The 16,354-nt window shown below is 45.7% G+C and carries 13 protein-coding genes and 1 tRNA gene; 11 read left to right on the top strand and 3 right to left on the bottom strand.

What is annotated here, in order from left to right; translation table 11 throughout:
* The first annotated feature begins 351 nt into the window (after positions 1-351).
* The 10 genes from pyrR (at position 352) to NSQ57_RS16000 (ending at position 10,399) form a co-directional block, all read left to right on the top strand.
* Positions 352-918: a bifunctional pyr operon transcriptional regulator/uracil phosphoribosyltransferase PyrR gene (pyrR, locus tag NSQ57_RS16045; RefSeq protein WP_029517736.1), complete on the top strand. Its 567-nt coding sequence runs from the start codon at positions 352-354 to the stop codon at positions 916-918.
* The gene (locus NSQ57_RS16040) at positions 915-1,829 is read left to right on the top strand and encodes an aspartate carbamoyltransferase catalytic subunit (protein WP_023989427.1); all 915 of its coding nucleotides are present in this window, start codon (positions 915-917) and stop codon (positions 1,827-1,829) included. Before pyrR ends, NSQ57_RS16040 begins: the two co-directional genes overlap by 4 nt.
* 59 nt (positions 1,830-1,888) lie before the next feature.
* Entirely contained in the window at positions 1,889-3,211 is a 1,323-nt protein-coding gene (locus NSQ57_RS16035; RefSeq protein ID WP_029517735.1) for a dihydroorotase, read from the top strand.
* Positions 3,212-3,272: 61 nt separating this feature from the next.
* A complete protein-coding gene (gene carA / locus NSQ57_RS16030; protein ID WP_029517734.1) occupies positions 3,273-4,409 on the top strand; it encodes a glutamine-hydrolyzing carbamoyl-phosphate synthase small subunit in 1,137 nt (378 codons plus the stop codon).
* A gap of 1 nt (position 4,410) precedes the next feature.
* Positions 4,411-7,626 (top strand): carbamoyl-phosphate synthase large subunit, encoded by a 3,216-nt coding sequence (gene carB, locus NSQ57_RS16025; RefSeq protein WP_340932641.1) that lies wholly within the window; start codon positions 4,411-4,413, stop codon positions 7,624-7,626.
* A gap of 67 nt (positions 7,627-7,693) precedes the next feature.
* Complete coding sequence (pyrF, locus tag NSQ57_RS16020) at positions 7,694-8,488, top strand: orotidine-5'-phosphate decarboxylase (protein ID WP_080658631.1); 795 nt, start codon at positions 7,694-7,696, stop codon at positions 8,486-8,488.
* The gene (gene pyrE, locus NSQ57_RS16015) at positions 8,485-9,126 is read left to right on the top strand and encodes an orotate phosphoribosyltransferase (protein ID WP_013311063.1); all 642 of its coding nucleotides are present in this window, start codon (positions 8,485-8,487) and stop codon (positions 9,124-9,126) included. Before pyrF ends, pyrE begins: the two co-directional genes overlap by 4 nt.
* A 147-nt stretch (positions 9,127-9,273) precedes the next feature.
* Positions 9,274-9,438: a hypothetical protein gene (locus NSQ57_RS16010; protein WP_014282411.1), complete on the top strand. Its 165-nt coding sequence runs from the start codon at positions 9,274-9,276 to the stop codon at positions 9,436-9,438.
* 124 nt (positions 9,439-9,562) lie between these two features.
* Positions 9,563-9,636: transfer RNA gene (locus tag NSQ57_RS16005), tRNA-Ile, on the top strand.
* A 223-nt stretch (positions 9,637-9,859) separates the two neighbouring features.
* Positions 9,860-10,399 carry a GNAT family N-acetyltransferase gene (locus NSQ57_RS16000; RefSeq protein WP_342425019.1) on the top strand — a complete coding sequence of 180 codons (540 nt, stop codon included), beginning with the start codon at positions 9,860-9,862 and terminating at the stop codon, positions 10,397-10,399.
* A 255-nt stretch (positions 10,400-10,654) separates the two neighbouring features.
* Here the strand turns inward: NSQ57_RS16000 and NSQ57_RS15995 are convergent, their stop codons facing one another.
* Positions 10,655-10,987 carry a hypothetical protein gene (locus NSQ57_RS15995; protein ID WP_069010293.1) on the bottom strand — a complete coding sequence of 111 codons (333 nt, stop codon included), beginning with the start codon at positions 10,985-10,987 and terminating at the stop codon, positions 10,655-10,657.
* A 293-nt stretch (positions 10,988-11,280) separates the two neighbouring features.
* Positions 11,281-12,777 (bottom strand): GDSL-type esterase/lipase family protein, encoded by a 1,497-nt coding sequence (locus NSQ57_RS15990; protein ID WP_342425018.1) that lies wholly within the window; start codon positions 12,775-12,777, stop codon positions 11,281-11,283.
* A 168-nt stretch (positions 12,778-12,945) separates the two neighbouring features.
* Here NSQ57_RS15990 and NSQ57_RS15985 point away from each other — a divergent pair, with 168 nt between their 5' ends.
* Complete coding sequence (locus NSQ57_RS15985) at positions 12,946-15,207, top strand: helix-turn-helix domain-containing protein (protein WP_069010294.1); 2,262 nt, start codon at positions 12,946-12,948, stop codon at positions 15,205-15,207.
* Here NSQ57_RS15985 and NSQ57_RS15980 read toward each other — a convergent pair.
* The gene (locus tag NSQ57_RS15980; protein ID WP_013311057.1) at positions 15,204-16,103 is read right to left on the bottom strand and encodes a carbohydrate ABC transporter permease; all 900 of its coding nucleotides are present in this window, start codon (positions 16,101-16,103) and stop codon (positions 15,204-15,206) included. The two genes, NSQ57_RS15985 and NSQ57_RS15980, sit on opposite strands and share 4 nt — an antisense overlap.
* Positions 16,104-16,354 lie beyond the last annotated feature (251 nt).

Here is a 16,354-nt window from a genome sequence, read left to right as displayed (position 1 = left end):
GTGGTTCCGGTTGAACGGGTGTTGACACACGATTTTCAATCTGTCATACTTCTTGTAGTTGCGATGAACTTTGTCCAAGAGATGGCTAACCATCTCACACTATGAGAAGCAGGACAAAGGAAATCCTGAATAGCACCTTTAAATCAGTCCCGTGAGGCTGGCAAGGTAACGTGAATGGATCACTGATCAGTGCATCCGCTGCGGCGGTATGTCTTCAGTGTGTCCGAGAGATCGGAGAACAGTAGAAGACTGTTCACACGAGACTCCTTGCCAAACTTGGGCAAGGAGTCTTTTTTGTATCCGAACACGGGACCAGGTCTGAAGGGAACATCACCTGAGGAGGCTGGAAGCATGAGTAATGAAACACATGTACTGATGGATGAAATTGCGATTCGTCGGGCATTGACACGGATTGCACATGAAATTTTGGAGAAAAACAAAGGTATTGACGATTGTGTGCTAGTAGGTATTCGAACACGCGGAGTTCATCTGGCGCAACGCCTGGCTGAAAAAATTGCTGAGATTGAAGGCGCACCAATTCCATGGGGAGAGCTGGACGTCACAGCCTACCGGGATGACCGGAACAGCGTAGCCGAAGCTAAAGGAAATGGAAAAGAGCTTTTGATGAATCCTGCTGACGTATCGGTTCATGATAAGAAAGTCATTCTCTTTGACGATGTGCTGTACACAGGCCGCACCATCCGCGCGGCGATGGATGCATTGATGCACTGCGGACGACCGCAAATGATTCAGCTGGCAGTACTAGCGGATCGCGGACACCGTGAGCTTCCGATTCGTCCGGATTACATCGGCAAGAACATCCCGACCTCCAAATCTGAGGAAATCGTAGTAGCCCTTCAAGAGACGGACGGTAAGGACGAAGTGACAATCATTCAGAACCGGGGGGAACAGCTATGATCACCACAGCCAGTCAACTTAAAGAACGTAGCCTACTCGGGTTAAAGGAACTCAGCCGAAATGAAATCGAGTCCATTCTGGATCGCGCTCATTATTGGGAATCTCAACCAGAAAAACTGGTTCCAGTACTGCAATCACGCTTTGCGGCCAACATGTTTTTTGAAAACAGCACTCGTACCCGCTTTTCTTTTGAAATGGCAGAGAAGCGGCTGGGCGCTCAGGTTTTGAACTTTTCCGCTGCGGCTTCCAGTGTGGAAAAAGGGGAGTCCATTTACGATACAGTACGTACGCTCGAATCCATGGGCATTGATGCAGGAGTCATCCGGTTAAAGCCAGCCGGAGTGCTGCAAGAGCTCGCTGAGAAGGTCAGTGTCCCACTGGTTAATGCGGGGGACGGCAACAATGAGCATCCAACGCAGGCTCTGCTGGACCTGTACACCATGCGCAAAACTTTCGGTGAGCTTAAAGGCTTGAGAGTGTCCATCATAGGAGATATTCTGCACAGCCGTGTCGCTCGCTCGAATCTGTGGGCCTTGCAAAAATTCGGAGCCAAGGTAAGCTTCTGCGCTCCTGATAATATGCAAGCACCTGATCTTGCGGCCTACGCGCCTTATGTTCCGATGCAAGAGGCACTACAAGCGGACGTGGTCATGATGCTTCGGGTACAGCTGGAACGGCATGCCGAAGGGATGTTGCGCTCAGCGGATGAATACCGAGAGCAGTACGGTTTGACAGAGAAAAGAGCAGCGAACCTGAAGCCCGGAACGATTATCATGCATCCAGCTCCAGTGAATCGGAATGTGGAAATTGATAGTGCAGTTGTGGAAAGCGAACAATCGCGAATTTTTCCTCAAATGGCAAACGGGGTTCCGATCCGCATGGCGGTTATGGAACGGGCAATGAAGCTGTAGAAGCTGTCAGTAGGATCGTAGGGAAAAGTTGCAAAAAACTGAGCGGAGGAATATTTCAGATGAAACAATTAATTATGAATGCAAGCGTATTGAACGAGCAGGGCGAGGCTGAATTGAAATCCATCCTAATCGCCGACGGAAAGATTTTGGCTATCGCAAGTGCGGATGCTGGAATCAGCCTACTTATGGAAGAAGGCGCATCTGGGCAGGAGCGCGAAGTCGAGAAAGTTGACGCCCAGGGGAAGCTGGTCATCCCCGGTTTAATCGACATGCATGTGCATCTGAGAGAACCCGGCTTTGAATATAAAGAAACGATTGAAACGGGTAGCCGCGCGGCGGTTAAAGGCGGATTTACGACGATTGCCTGCATGCCAAATACACGTCCAGTGACGGACAATGTGGACACAGTTCAGCTGGTATTGAAAAAGGGACAGGAAGCGGGGCTAGCCAAGGTTCTTCCTTACGCAGCCATCACGAAAAACGAACTGGGTCGTGAGCTGACAGATTTTGAAGCGCTCAAAGCAGCAGGTGCCATCGGCTTTACTGACGATGGTGTCGGGGTGCAAAGCGCGCAAATGATGAAGGACGCCATGACGCGGGCCAAAGCACTGGATATGCCGGTTATTGCACACTGTGAGGATAACACACTTGTTGAAGGAGCGGCAGTGACGGACGGCGAATTTGCCAAGCGCCACGGGCTTAAAGGCATTCCGAACGAATCTGAAGCGATTCACGTCGGACGGGACATTTTACTATCCGAGGCAACCGGGGCACACTATCATGTATGCCATGTCAGCACGGAGCAGTCAGTGCGGTTAATCCGCCATGCGAAATCTTTTGGCATCAAGGTAACGGCTGAGGTATGCCCGCACCACTTGGTATTGTCAGATGAGGATATCCCTGGGCTGGATGCGAACTGGAAAATGAATCCTCCGCTACGCTCCCCGCGTGATGTGCAGGCATGCATCGAGGGACTGGAAGACGGTACGATTGACATCGTCGTAACCGACCATGCAGCGCACAGTGAGGAAGAGAAGGCAAGGGGGATGGAGCTGGCGCCATTCGGGATCGTTGGATTTGAGACGGCCTTCCCGCTGTTGTACACGAAATTCGTAGCTACCGGACAGTGGACGCTGGACTTTCTGGTGCGTCGTATGACTGCTGATCCAGCGCGTGTCTTCCGCCTTGATACGGGACGCCTGGAAGAAGGGGCTCCAGCTGACCTGACCATGATTGATCTGGAGCAGGAGCAGGCAGTTGATCCGCAAACGTTTGCCAGCAAAGGACGCAACACTCCTTTTACAGGCTGGAAGCTCAAAGGCTGGCCTGTGAAAACTTGGGTAGATGGCAAACTGGTATGGTCTGCTGACGAAGCAAAATAAATAGAAACCACTAAAAAAATAGAACCTTATAGCAGGAAACAATATAGAGGAGTGAGACGGGATGCAGGCAAGATTGTTACTTCAGGACGGCACGCTGTTTACAGGCACATCATTTGGTGCGGAAGGTGATAAAACAGGTGAGGTCGTTTTCAACACAGGGATTACAGGCTATCAAGAGGTGCTTACTGATCCCTCTTACTGCGGACAAATCGTAACGATGACTTACCCGCTGATTGGCAACTATGGAATTACTCGTGATGACTTTGAATCGGTACGGCCTTATGTCCATGGCTTTGCTGTTAGACATTACGAGCCAGCGCCAAGTAACTGGCGTGCTCAATACAGCGTGGGCGATTTGCTGAAGGAATATGGCATCATTGGCATTAGCGACATCGACACCCGCATGCTTACCCGGATTATTCGCCATCACGGCACGATGAAGGGCATTTTGACGACTGGTTCCCAGCCGCTGGAAGAACTGAAAGAAATGATGTCTGACTTGACCATTGAAGAACTGCGCAATCAGGTTCCTATGACTTCTACACCTCATCCGTACAGCAGTCCTGGCAACGGAGAGCGGATCGTATTGATTGACTACGGTGCAAAAAGCGGCATTTTGCGCGAACTGAATAAACGGGACTGCGATGTAGTTGTCGTTCCACATGATACGACGGCTGAGGAAATTCGTCGCTTGGACCCGGACGGTATTCAGCTGTCTAACGGCCCTGGAGATCCAAAAGACGTACCCCATGCCGTTAGTACGGTAGCAGAACTGTTAGGGGAATATCCGATTTTCGGAATTTGCTTGGGACACCAGTTGTTCGCTTTAGCTTCGGGAGCGGATACGGAAAAGCTGAAATTCGGACATCGCGGTGGTAACCATCCGGTGAAAGAACTGGAGAGCGGACGCTGCTTTATCACATCACAAAATCACGGCTACACGGTAAATGAGGATTCGATCCAAGGTACTGAGCTTGAAGTGACGCATATTAATAACAACGATAAAACGATTGAAGGTCTTAAACATACCAAGTATCCCGCGTTTTCGGTGCAATATCATCCAGAGGCTGCACCAGGACCTTACGATAATGGTTACCTGTTTGACCGCTTTCTGGACATGATCCGTGAGCACAAAAGAAATTATCCAAAGCAACCGCGTCAGGCTGCTATCGCCGCCGCAGTGAGAGGAGAGCGCTAATATGCCGAAAAATACAGAACTTAAAAAAATACTCGTGATCGGTTCCGGTCCTATCGTCATTGGTCAGGCAGCAGAATTTGATTATGCTGGTACACAAGCTTGTCAAGCGCTCAAAGAAGAAGGCGTCGAGGTAGTACTGATCAACAGTAATCCGGCAACCATCATGACAGACACCAACATGGCAGACAAAGTATACATCGAGCCGATTACACTTGATTTTGTAACACAGATTATCCGTCAAGAGCGTCCAGATGGTCTGCTTCCTACGCTGGGAGGACAGACAGGTCTGAATATGGCAGTGGAACTGGCTCGCGCCGGAGTGCTGGAGCGTGAAAACGTCAAGTTGCTGGGAACTCAACTGAATTCGATAGAAAAAGCCGAAGATCGTGATCTGTTCCGTGATTTGATGCGCGAGTTGGAACAACCTGTACCAGAGAGTGTCATTGTAACAACCTTGGAAGAATCTTTAGAATTTGCTAACGAAATCGGTTATCCAATTATCGTTCGCCCGGCTTATACGCTAGGGGGAACAGGCGGTGGTATCTGCTCCACAGAAGAAGAACTGCGTGAAACCGTCAGCTCTGGCTTGAGATACAGTCCAATCGGACAATGTTTGGTGGAAAAAAGTATTGCAGGCATGAAGGAAGTCGAGTATGAGGTCATGCGTGATGGCAATGATAACTGCATCGTTGTCTGTAATATGGAGAACTTTGATCCAGTCGGCGTGCATACTGGCGACAGTATCGTCGTAGCTCCGAGTCAGACGCTGTCAGATCGCGAATACCAGATGCTGCGCTCTGCTTCTCTGAAAATTATCCGCGCCCTCAATATCGAAGGCGGTTGTAATGTACAGTTTGCGCTTGATCCGCACAGCTATCAATACTATGTCATTGAAGTAAACCCGCGCGTAAGCCGCTCCTCGGCGCTCGCTTCCAAGGCAACCGGATATCCGATTGCTAAAATGGCTGCCAAAATTGCACTGGGTTACACGTTGGATGAAATTGTGAATCCGGTAACGGGACAGACGTATGCTTGCTTTGAGCCAACATTGGATTACATCGTAAGCAAAATACCACGCTGGCCATTTGACAAATTCATTTCTGCCAACCGCAAGCTGGGCACGCAAATGAAAGCAACGGGTGAAGTCATGGCCATCGGACGCACATTCGAAGAGTCCATCCAGAAAGCGGTACGGTCTTTGGAAATCGGTGTACACCGTCTGCATCTTAAGGGAGCCGATCAGCTGTCTGATGACGTGCTCAAGGATCGTCTGATTAAAGCAGATGATGAGCGGTTGTTCTTGGTAGCTGAGGCGTTCCGTCGCGGCTGGCAGCAGCAGGAGATTCAAGATTTGACAAAAATTGACTGGTGGTTCCTCGATAAGGTAGAGGGAATCATCAAGTTCGAAGCCATTATCGCTGGAGAATCTGAGCTGACCTACGAAACACTCTATCAGGCCAAACGTAAAGGCTTTACCGACCGCTCTATCGCCGAGATTCGCAGTATGGGCCAAAACGACAGTATGACAACCGAGCGTGAGGTACGTGAATTCCGTCTAGCTCAAAACCTGCGTCCGGTCTACAAAATGGTAGATACGTGCGCAGCCGAGTTTGAAGCCACAACTCCGTACTACTACTCCTCTTACGAGGTGGAAAATGAAGTGATTCCATCTAGCAAAGAGAAAGTTATCGTACTCGGTTCCGGACCGATTCGGATCGGGCAAGGGATTGAATTTGATTACTCCACCGTACATGCGGTATGGGCTATTCAAAAAGCGGGCTACGAAGCAGTGATTATCAATAACAACCCGGAGACGGTATCTACGGACTTTAACACATCCGACCGCCTCTACTTTGAACCGCTCTTCTTCGAAGATGTAATGAATGTTATCGAGCAGGAAAAACCGATTGGGGTTATCGTCCAGTTCGGGGGTCAAACGGCCATTAATCTCGCAGCTCCACTGAGTGCGGCAGGCGTGAATATTTTGGGTACGAGTCTGGAAAGTATCGATGAAGCGGAAGACCGGAAGAAGTTTGAGCAACTTTTGTCTCGTCTGGCTATCGCACAGCCTAAAGGCAACACGGTCACATCAGTTGATGAAGCAGTAGGAACCGCACAGGCGCTGGGCTATCCGGTTCTGGTACGTCCATCCTACGTTCTGGGCGGACGCGCTATGGAAATCGTGTACTCAGATACGGAATTGCTGCGGTACATGGAAGAAGCGGTTAAAATCAATCCAGAGCACCCGGTGCTCATCGACCGTTATATGTTGGGTAAAGAAGTTGAGGTTGACGCCATCTGCGACGGCGAGACAGTATTGGTACCAGGCATTATGGAGCATGTAGAACGGGCCGGGGTTCACTCAGGTGATTCTATCGCGGTGTATCCACCACAGCACTTGTCTGCCGAGTTGAAACAAAAAATTGTGGAAATTACAATCAGCATCGCTAAGGAATTGAAAACGATCGGTCTGGTAAATATCCAGTTTGTTATTCATCAAGACGAGGTGTACGTGATCGAGGTTAATCCTCGCTCCTCGCGGACAGTTCCTTTCTTGAGTAAAGTAACAAATATCCCAATGGCGAATCTGGCTACACAGGCTATTTTGGGCGGTAAGCTTAAAGATGCAGGTTATTCAGAAGGTCTATGGCCTGAAAGTAATTATGTCTCGGTTAAGGTTCCGGTATTCTCCTTTGCCAAACTGCGTCGTGTAGAGCCGACGCTGGGCCCGGAAATGAAATCGACAGGTGAAGTTATGGGACGCGATATTCAGTATGCCAAAGCACTGTACAAAGGACTTGTGGGAGCTGGTATGAAAATTCCATCCACTGGGGCGATCATCATTACAGTGGCAGATAAGGACAAAGAAGAAGCTGTCGAGTTGATGCAGGGCTTTTACAGACTGGGCTATAAAATTATTGCAACAGGTGGAACGGCGGCTGCTATGAAGCAGGCCAATATTCCAGTGAACACGATCAACAAACTGAGCGAAGGTAATCCGAACATCCTGGATATGATTCGCACGGGTGAAGCCAACTTTGTCTTCAATACGTTGACCAAAGGCAAAACGCCAGAGCGTGATGGATTCCGTATCCGCCGCGAAGCAGTTGAGAATGGCATTGTCTGCATGACCTCACTGGATACAGTACGCGCTTTGCTAAGAATGCTGGAAACGATCAATTTCACATCCGAATCCATGCCGGTCCTGAGCAAATAATGCGTTACGAATAGATGTGAGGAAATAAGTAGCACAGGGAAGGACATTCATCAGCTTCGGCTGACGGATGTCCTTTATCACGGGCAAATGCACCCGAATTGACGTAAAAAGGGGATGGAGAACGGTGAATGGAGCATTTCAGCAGATGGCAGGACGGCTGATGGTTGCGTTAGATTATCCCAATGCACAACAGGCTGAGCAGTTAATTCGGCAGCTAGAAGGGATTCCTTGTTATATAAAAGTAGGTATGCAACTGTTTTATAGTGCAGGGCCAGCTTTTGTAGAACAACTAAAGTCCAGAGGATACTCCGTATTTCTGGATTTGAAAATGCATGATATCCCTAACACGGTGCGGGGAGGGGCAGAGAGCATTACCCGCTTAGGTGTAGATATGTTCAACGTACATGCTGCTGGGGGCGTTAATATGATGTCAGCCGCTAAAGCTGGTGCAGAAGCAGCTATTTCCGCAGACAGCTCGCTTTCCATGCCGCTCATTATTGCAGTCACACAGCTGACCAGCACGGATCAGACGACCATGAATAAGGAATTAGGTATTCCTGGTACGGTACAGGATGCAGTGGTTCGTTACGCACAACTGACCCGTGAGGCGGGACTGGATGGTGTGGTAGCTTCACCTTTGGAAGTGCCTGCCATTCGTGCTGTATGTGGATCAGACTTTAAGACGATAACTCCTGGCATACGCCCGGCAGGTAGTGCTACAGGCGATCAGTCGCGTGTGCTTACACCTGGCCAAGCCATTGCACAAGGCAGCAGCTACATTGTCGTTGGACGTCCTATCACCGCAGCAGCAGACCCACGCGCCGCAGCGGAACACATTATTGAGGAGATGATACAAGTATGACCACATTCAATAGTATACCTGAGCAAATTGCATCCCATCTGTTACGTATTCAGGCGGTGGCATTGCGCCCACAACAGCCTTTTACATGGACATCCGGCATTAAATCGCCAATTTACTGTGACAATCGCCTGACCATGTCCTACCCGGAGGTGCGCGAGCTGATCGCAGACTCATTTGCTGCCCTTATTCGTGAGCAATACCCCGAAACTGAAGTCATTGCAGGGACAGCTACAGCAGGGATTCCTCATGCAGCCTGGGTGGCGCAAAAGCTAAATCTGCCAATGGCCTATGTAAGGGACAAAGCCAAAGGACATGGGAAAGAAAACCAAATCGAAGGCCGTATTAGTGCAGGTCAGAAGGTTATGGTTATCGAGGATCTTATTTCTACAGGAGGCAGCTCCATTAAAGCAGCACAGGCCGTAGCACAAGCAGGCGCTCAGCCATTAGCGGTACTGGCCATTTTCAGCTACCAGCTAGACAAAGCGACTCAAGCCTTTGAAGAAGCGGGTGTGGAGCTGCAAAGCTTGTCCAATTATACAGCCCTGATGAACGTTGCCTTGCGTGAAGGAACCATTCAGGAAGAAGAGATGGAACTGCTGCGTTCCTGGCGCCAGGACCCCGCTTCCTTTGGTAAATAAGATGAGCTATAGAGGCCAATAGGTCTAATGATTAGAGCGATTCGTACTCTTTGCTAACCATTGTAGATTGTTATGGCCCAGGCCGTGTAAATCGAATTCGATCCGGTTACACTAACTCCTACCATCATGTGAAAAGAGGGAGCTCGGATGTATTGGATTTACTATGGCAGACTGTACACGACTAAATTTCAGGCAGGATGTCTGGCAAAAAGGTTGGAGCACGACGGCTGGATGTATGGCTACAATGATCCCCGCGCAGTGGAGGTGTACCGCTCGCGCAAAGGTCGTTATGGTGTCCGATTTATTCCGTAAGTCCACAAAAATAATTTTTAAAAAGAAAATTTTCGAAAGACTATTGACGAAACACAAGAAAATGTTGTATATTAATTAACGTTGCTGTTATGAATATGTGACGTGAATATACATGTTTTTTTGAGGGCCCTTAGCTCAGTTGGTTAGAGCGGTCGGCTCATAACCGATTGGTCGGGGGTTCGAGTCCCTCAGGGCCCATTTCCTCAAAAACCCTTGCGTAGCAAGGGTTTTTTTGTTTTTCCTAGAGGGAAAAGGAAATTTTGAACTGCCCACGGTATTCATTGAGACAGACCTTGTTTCGGATAAGGCTCGTACTCCACCGCTGGTTCATCGAGGATGCTTTTTTATGATGTTAAATTGAATTTGCCAAAGCCTCTTTATTAAGCTAGTGCTAATGCGGGTTCAAGGATGGAGTGGTATTTTGAAAATAGATCAAGTTTTTGAACATGACATAAGTGAAGAGTTAGCAGCCAGTATACAAACATTATTAATCGACAGTTTTTCAGAAATCTACCCTAAGGATAGAATTTATTTCAAGCAACTTCCTCATTTTAGATTTCTAGCTTTTAACCATGAATATCAACTTATAGGTCATGTTGGATTAGATTATAGGATAATGAATCTAAACGGAGAATCCATAAGAGTACTGGGTTTAATTGATTTGTGTGTTTCAAAAAATGTTCGATCACAGGGAATAGCTTCAGCGCTGCTTTTAGAAATTGAAAAATTATCCGTTACAGGAAATATTGATTTTATACTTTTATGTGCAGATAATATGAACTTGTATTTAAGAAATGGATATAAGCCTGTAAAGAACAAAATTAAATGGTTAAAAATTGATAATGAAAAAATGATTACAAATGGAATAGGCTTTGAGGAAATTGATGGAATAATGATTAAAAAAGTAGGAAAGATCGATTGGAGCGAGGGGGACTTGGATTTTTTTGGGTATCTTTATTGATCTCACGAAAGTTTAGAAAAGAGGACGTTCGAGCAGTTTTGAGGATCATTTAAATAAAACTTCTCAAGAGGCCGTTAAATAGAGTTCAATGAAAATTAATATAGAGTTCTACTGATAAAATAGCAGTATGAGTTCTACTCGCCCCATAAAGAAGCACTGTCCCAATAAACGGACAGTGCTTAAAAAACTCGCTATCAAATCACCATTTTGATAATGATCGTTGACTTCGTACTCCCAGGAACGCTTATTCCAACCTTAGTTTACCTTGACGGTATACACCATTCTCAATTTACCGTTACCGCCGTAAATTTCTACTCTTGCGCTCGTTGCAGTGGTGGTTGTTACCACGCCGGAAGAGGAGACTGTGACATTTCCGCTCGCCACTTTATAAGTATCGCCCGGGTAATTTGACAGCGCATAGGAATAATTTCGTGGCAATGTAGCCGTTCTGTAATATACTCCGTTAACTTCTACAACAGGCGTAATTACTGGCGAAGGACCTACTGCTGCGGACGCACTAGGGACGATGATACTACCAATTAGCCCCAAAGACATTGCTGTTGTTAATAAGATTTTCTTAGTATTCATAAAAATACCTCCTGATGTATTTATACAAGCTCCTAAAATATACCATGTAAATTGTTATTTTCACTTTATTCGACAAATGTTGTCAATATAAGACATTCAAATGATACAAAAGACCTATGTAATACTGAAAAATTAAATAATAATAAATGAAGAATTTTCTTTCGATTTATCATACTTTTGAACTATTCTCTATAGCTAGGCAATCTTTGACCTAAAGCGAATTAAAAAACGGACGTCAGAGTTGATTAGTCCCAAGTCCGTTTTTCGTGTTTGCATCTTTCTAGTTCTTGATATCAGTTGACAAGTTGGTGTGCAAGTCTCTCATCGTTGTCTAGATTCCTTTCTACCATACGCTGTTTTAATGCAGACAGTTCCGCACACTGACGAATGGCTTCCGCTATAAGCTGGGCGACCTGTTTGGCTCCTTTGTCAGAAAAATGGGTATTATCCGTTATACCAGCGGGGTAATTAGGATGTGTTTTTTCAGGCAAATACATAAATAGCTGCTGGGACTCTTTTTCACCCATGGAACGATAAAGCCGCTGAGAAGCTTCAAAAATATCGAGCAGGGGTGTTTTGGTTTCCGCGGCTACTTGTCTCATGGCAGCGGGATAGGCTCCTACAGCCAGCGGATCAGGTTCACCGTTTGCGGTGAATCGGCGGCGGCTTACAGAGGTCAATAGCACTGGAATTCCACCACGCTCTCTAGCGGACTGAATGTAATGAATTAAGTTTTGACGATAATCTCCATCAGGATCGGTATAGCGAGTGGGGTCTTCTTTTTTCTCATCGTTGTGTCCAAATTGAATAAACAGATAGTCTCCAGCTAGAATATCTTTTTCAATATCAGCTAATCGGCCTTCTGCTATAAAAGATTTGGTGCTTCGCCCATTGACAGCACGATTGTCCACATGAACAGACGGTGCCAAATAGCTTTGCAAGTGTTCACCCCAGCCTGTCATCGGTTTTTCGGTAGCCCCTTTTTGAGCTGCAGTGGAGTCCCCGGCGATAAACAGTCGAGTTGTGATCTGTTGTCTCGCCCGAGCATATCCATGTTTTTGAAGCCAAGTTTCCGCCAGATTGAGCCATTGATGGCATTCATGGTTGTCCTCTGACAGTCCCAAGCCGTGTCGTCCTTCCTCAAATACATGCAGTTCAAACGGAATACGTTCCCTGGATAATGAAAAAGCGAACAACAGACTATTTTCTACCGGTACAGCGCCATCATTGGCTGTAGTCCACATCAAAGTTGGAGGTGTCTTTGAAGTCACTTGCCGATCGGATGAAAAGGCTTGAAGCTGTTCCAGCGTCGGCTGTTCCCCTAAAAAATGCGTACGGCTTCCGATATGTGTATAAGGCTCATAAAATGAAATTACAGGGTATCCCAACAACAGAAGATCTGGCTTTACCGTCCCTATAGTGGAGACAATGGAGGCCAAGTGACCGCCTGCTGAAAAACCGATGAGCCCCACTTGGTCAGGGATGACCAGCCAGTCATGCGATGTTTGGCGAATCCATTGCAGAGCATGTTCTACATCCTCCAACAAGGAAGTAATCTCGAAATCACCGACTTGATACTCCAGCACACCCGCATGAATACCTAGATCGTTTAACCACCGAGCTATAGGCTCTCCTTCATGTGAGGCCAAATGCTCGTAACCACCGCCAGGTAATACCAATATAAAAGGACGAGCTTCACCAACTGCTAGGGGATAGAGGGAGAGAAAGGAAGTTTCTGACGGAAATTCTTCTTTTACAATCGGTTCTTTAGGACTAACAACATGTAACATAAGTAATTCCTCCAAATTTCTTTTTAACTGCCGCCAACCAAACAAAATCGACTTAAATTGGAATGATACGGATGTAAAAAATAATGCACACGTGAAAAAAATGATTTAAACCTTGTTATGAAAGCGCTATAATTTTGATGTGATGCAAAGAGCCAGAGGGGGAGCGCAATGAAAAAAGGAAGAATGTTCTACACCATTTTTATTACGATTCTGGTTTTAGGAATAGGATTTGTGGCCAGTTTTGGCAGCTACATCTATTTTACAACAATTAGCTCCGTTGTGGAGAGGGTTTCCAATACCAAGCAAAGCTATATGGCACAGATCAGAAATAGCCTGGAGCAGAAAATTCAAACGATTGAATATGCTTTTAATACGTATAGCACGACCAGTTCCTTTAATGATGTTGTGAAAAATCCCATTACAGAAAAAGATTTTATAGCGTATCGGAATGTGAATACTCAACTCAATTATATTGCTACAATGGGATTAGAGGGAACGGAATATTCACTCATCAGTCTGGATCAGAATTGGAGAATCTCCAATGGAAGCCTGTCTTATTTGACGAAAGCAGAAAGGGAGAAGCTGGTTAATACCTATATCGACCATCAGAATCAGGGACTATTCTGGGTTAAAACAGATAAAGGGATTCGTTTTGTTAATACCTTGCCTGTATTCTCTAAGAAGAAGCAAGCCATTGCTCTGTCGGATATTTCGCTGCAAACATTAAATCATACGATTCAAACCGAGGATCATATGGCTGTTTTTATCTTGAATAATCAAGGCGATTTAATGTATGAAACCCAGCCTGCCGAACAATTATTGTCCACCCAGCAGCTCCAGCATATTTCAGAAGCCACAGTGAAGCCGAGCAACACAGGTATGCTAACTTTGGAGAAAACGGATCAGCAGCCTGCACGACAAGTCATTTACGCCAAATCTGCCTATAACAATTGGACTTATTTAACAGTATTAGATAAAAAAGAAATTGCGGATGCCTTTCAAACGACCAAATTTGGGATCATCATGATGGGACTTGTATTAACGCTCTTAATGGTGGTAGTGGCGTACTTCATTGCCATTTACTTTACAAAGCCATTTCAGCAAATAAAACGAAGCTTGCCTAAAAATCCCAATTTCGCTTTCAAAAATGAACCTTCTAAAAATGAAATTGAATGGATTATTAATTCCATCGATAACATTGTAACCGAGAAGGAAAGCTTGGAAAGTCTCATTCAGTCCGAAATGCCACAGTTGGAAACCCAATTGATTCTCAACCTGTTCCGCAAACGTATTTCTGCAGAGGAATTGGCACGAAAAATGCCACGCTTGGGTTATCCGCAGATCGAGAATCAAATGTATATTACCTTGTTAGTCCAACTGGATAATCTGGGAGATCGAGAGCCCTCGGATAAAGATGTTTTGCTGCTGGCTATTAACAAAATCGTAGAAGAAACGATTCCAGAGCAGCAGCGAATGCTTCCCATCATTTTGAACGATAACACTCAGGCCACCATATTAATTTTGACAGGGTTGAGCGAACAGGAAATGAGAAAGCAAGTCTTGGATGATGCGACCCTTTTGGTTCGAAACGTAAAAGAGTATTTAAATGTTTCCATCAGCATCGGCATTAGTACGGCGTATGATAACTTATTAGAAAGTAAAGAAGCCTGTGAGATGAGCAAGCAAGCTTTGCATCACCGTTTAAATTTAGGCAAAGAGTCGATTATTTTTTATGAAGATATTTCCATGGTCATTTCAGGTCCGGTGCTGCTCCATTATCCTACGGAATTGGAATCAAAACTATTTGATGCCATCCGAATAGGGGACGAAGAGCAGGTATATCATACCGTGCACTCATTATTGGAGGAAATGATGGTAAAAAACAATCATTCCATGAACTTTGAGGTGCTGTTGGTACGGTTTGTGAATAACCTCATCCAATTAGAGCAACTATTAGGGATTGAAGTGCTGCTGACGCAAGACAATCATGCCTTGTATCATCGTTTGCTGGACATCCGTAACCCGGAAGAGATAGAACGTATGCTGATAGAGCAAGTTATTTTCCCCATGGTAAAAAGCATGAAGGAGAAGACCAACCAGCAATTCCGCTGTCTCTCGGAGAAAATTGCTGCTATTATCCGTGCTGAATATGACCAGGAATTATCATTAGAACTCATTGGAGACCGACTTCATTACAATCCGAATTATTTAAGCAGTATTTTCAAAAAAGAATACGGAACGACGTTTAGTGAATATCTGATGGGCTACCGGCTGCAAATGGGTAAGAAGTGGCTCGTTGAGACAGATATGACGATTAAGGAAATCGCCGAGCGACTGCAATATCATAATTCGCAAAACTTTATCCGCTCTTTTCGGAAAAAGGAACAGGTTACACCGGGAGCTTACCGAAAGATGAAGCAAGCCAATTAACCTTTAACCGCTCCTAACAAAGCTCCTTTGACAAAGTGCTTTTGCACAAATGGATACACGATTAACATCGGAACGGTCGCAATGACAATGACCGCCATCTTAATCGTCTGCGCAGGCGGAATGACATCTACAGCAGTTCCTTCTGCCTGCATACCACTGGAAACGATTACAATTTGACGTAGCAAGACTTGAATCGGCCATTTGGCAGAATCATTGATATAGAGAATGGCGTGCATATACGTATTCCAGTAGGCAACAGCGTAGAATAGAGAGATGGTTGCAATAGAAGGCAGGGCTAATGGCAACATAATTTTAAAGAAGATACCAAAATCGTTGCACCCGTCCATCTTGGCTGATTCCTCCAGATCATCTGGCAGCGCCTGAAAGAAGTTACGCATGATAATCAGGTTAAACGCATTAATGGCGACAGGAAGAATCAAGGACCAATACGAATTGATAAGCCCCATGCTTTTTACAACCAGGAATGTTGGAATCATCCCCCCACTAAACAACATAGAAAACACGACAATGAAGTTAATCGTATTGCGGCCGAGTAGATATCTTCGGGATAATCCATAAGCCATAAAAGCAGTAAATATCATACTTACAACTGTACCGACGATCGTTACGCCGACCGAAACCCCGAGACCTCTAAAAATGGTGGGAGTCGACAGAATATAGCGGTAGGCATCCAAGGAAAAAGTAACTGGGAATAAAATGAACTTCTTGGCTATCACTTCTTCGGTTGAGGCAAAAGAGCTGGCGATGATATTCAAAAAAGGTAAGAGACAAGTGAGGGCAATGAGAATCAATAGTGTACTGTTTACAATGTTGAAGATACGGCTGCCCAGCGATTCTTTTTTTCGTAATTTTTGTTTTCGTAATGGCTGTGTCAATGTGGTTGACCTCCTCGTAATCGTTTACATGGCAACCTTATCAAGAGGAAAGAATTCCGTATATAATCAAATCTTGAGGTGTTCCCTAAGCCTGGAAAAAGGCGAATGATCATTAGGTTGTGTAGTAATCATTAGCTAAGGTGAAAGGTTGAAAAGTAGGCTGCACACCCAATTTTGTAAACGCTATCATTTGGTGATTATATGCGGAATGCTGAAAATCGCATACTCTTGAAAACGTATACAGGAACGTT

Source organism: Paenibacillus sp. FSL L8-0502 (assembly GCF_038593055.1).
Lineage (GTDB): Bacteria > Bacillota > Bacilli > Paenibacillales > Paenibacillaceae > Paenibacillus > Paenibacillus polymyxa_D.
This window is presented reverse-complemented; position numbering and strand designations above follow the sequence as displayed.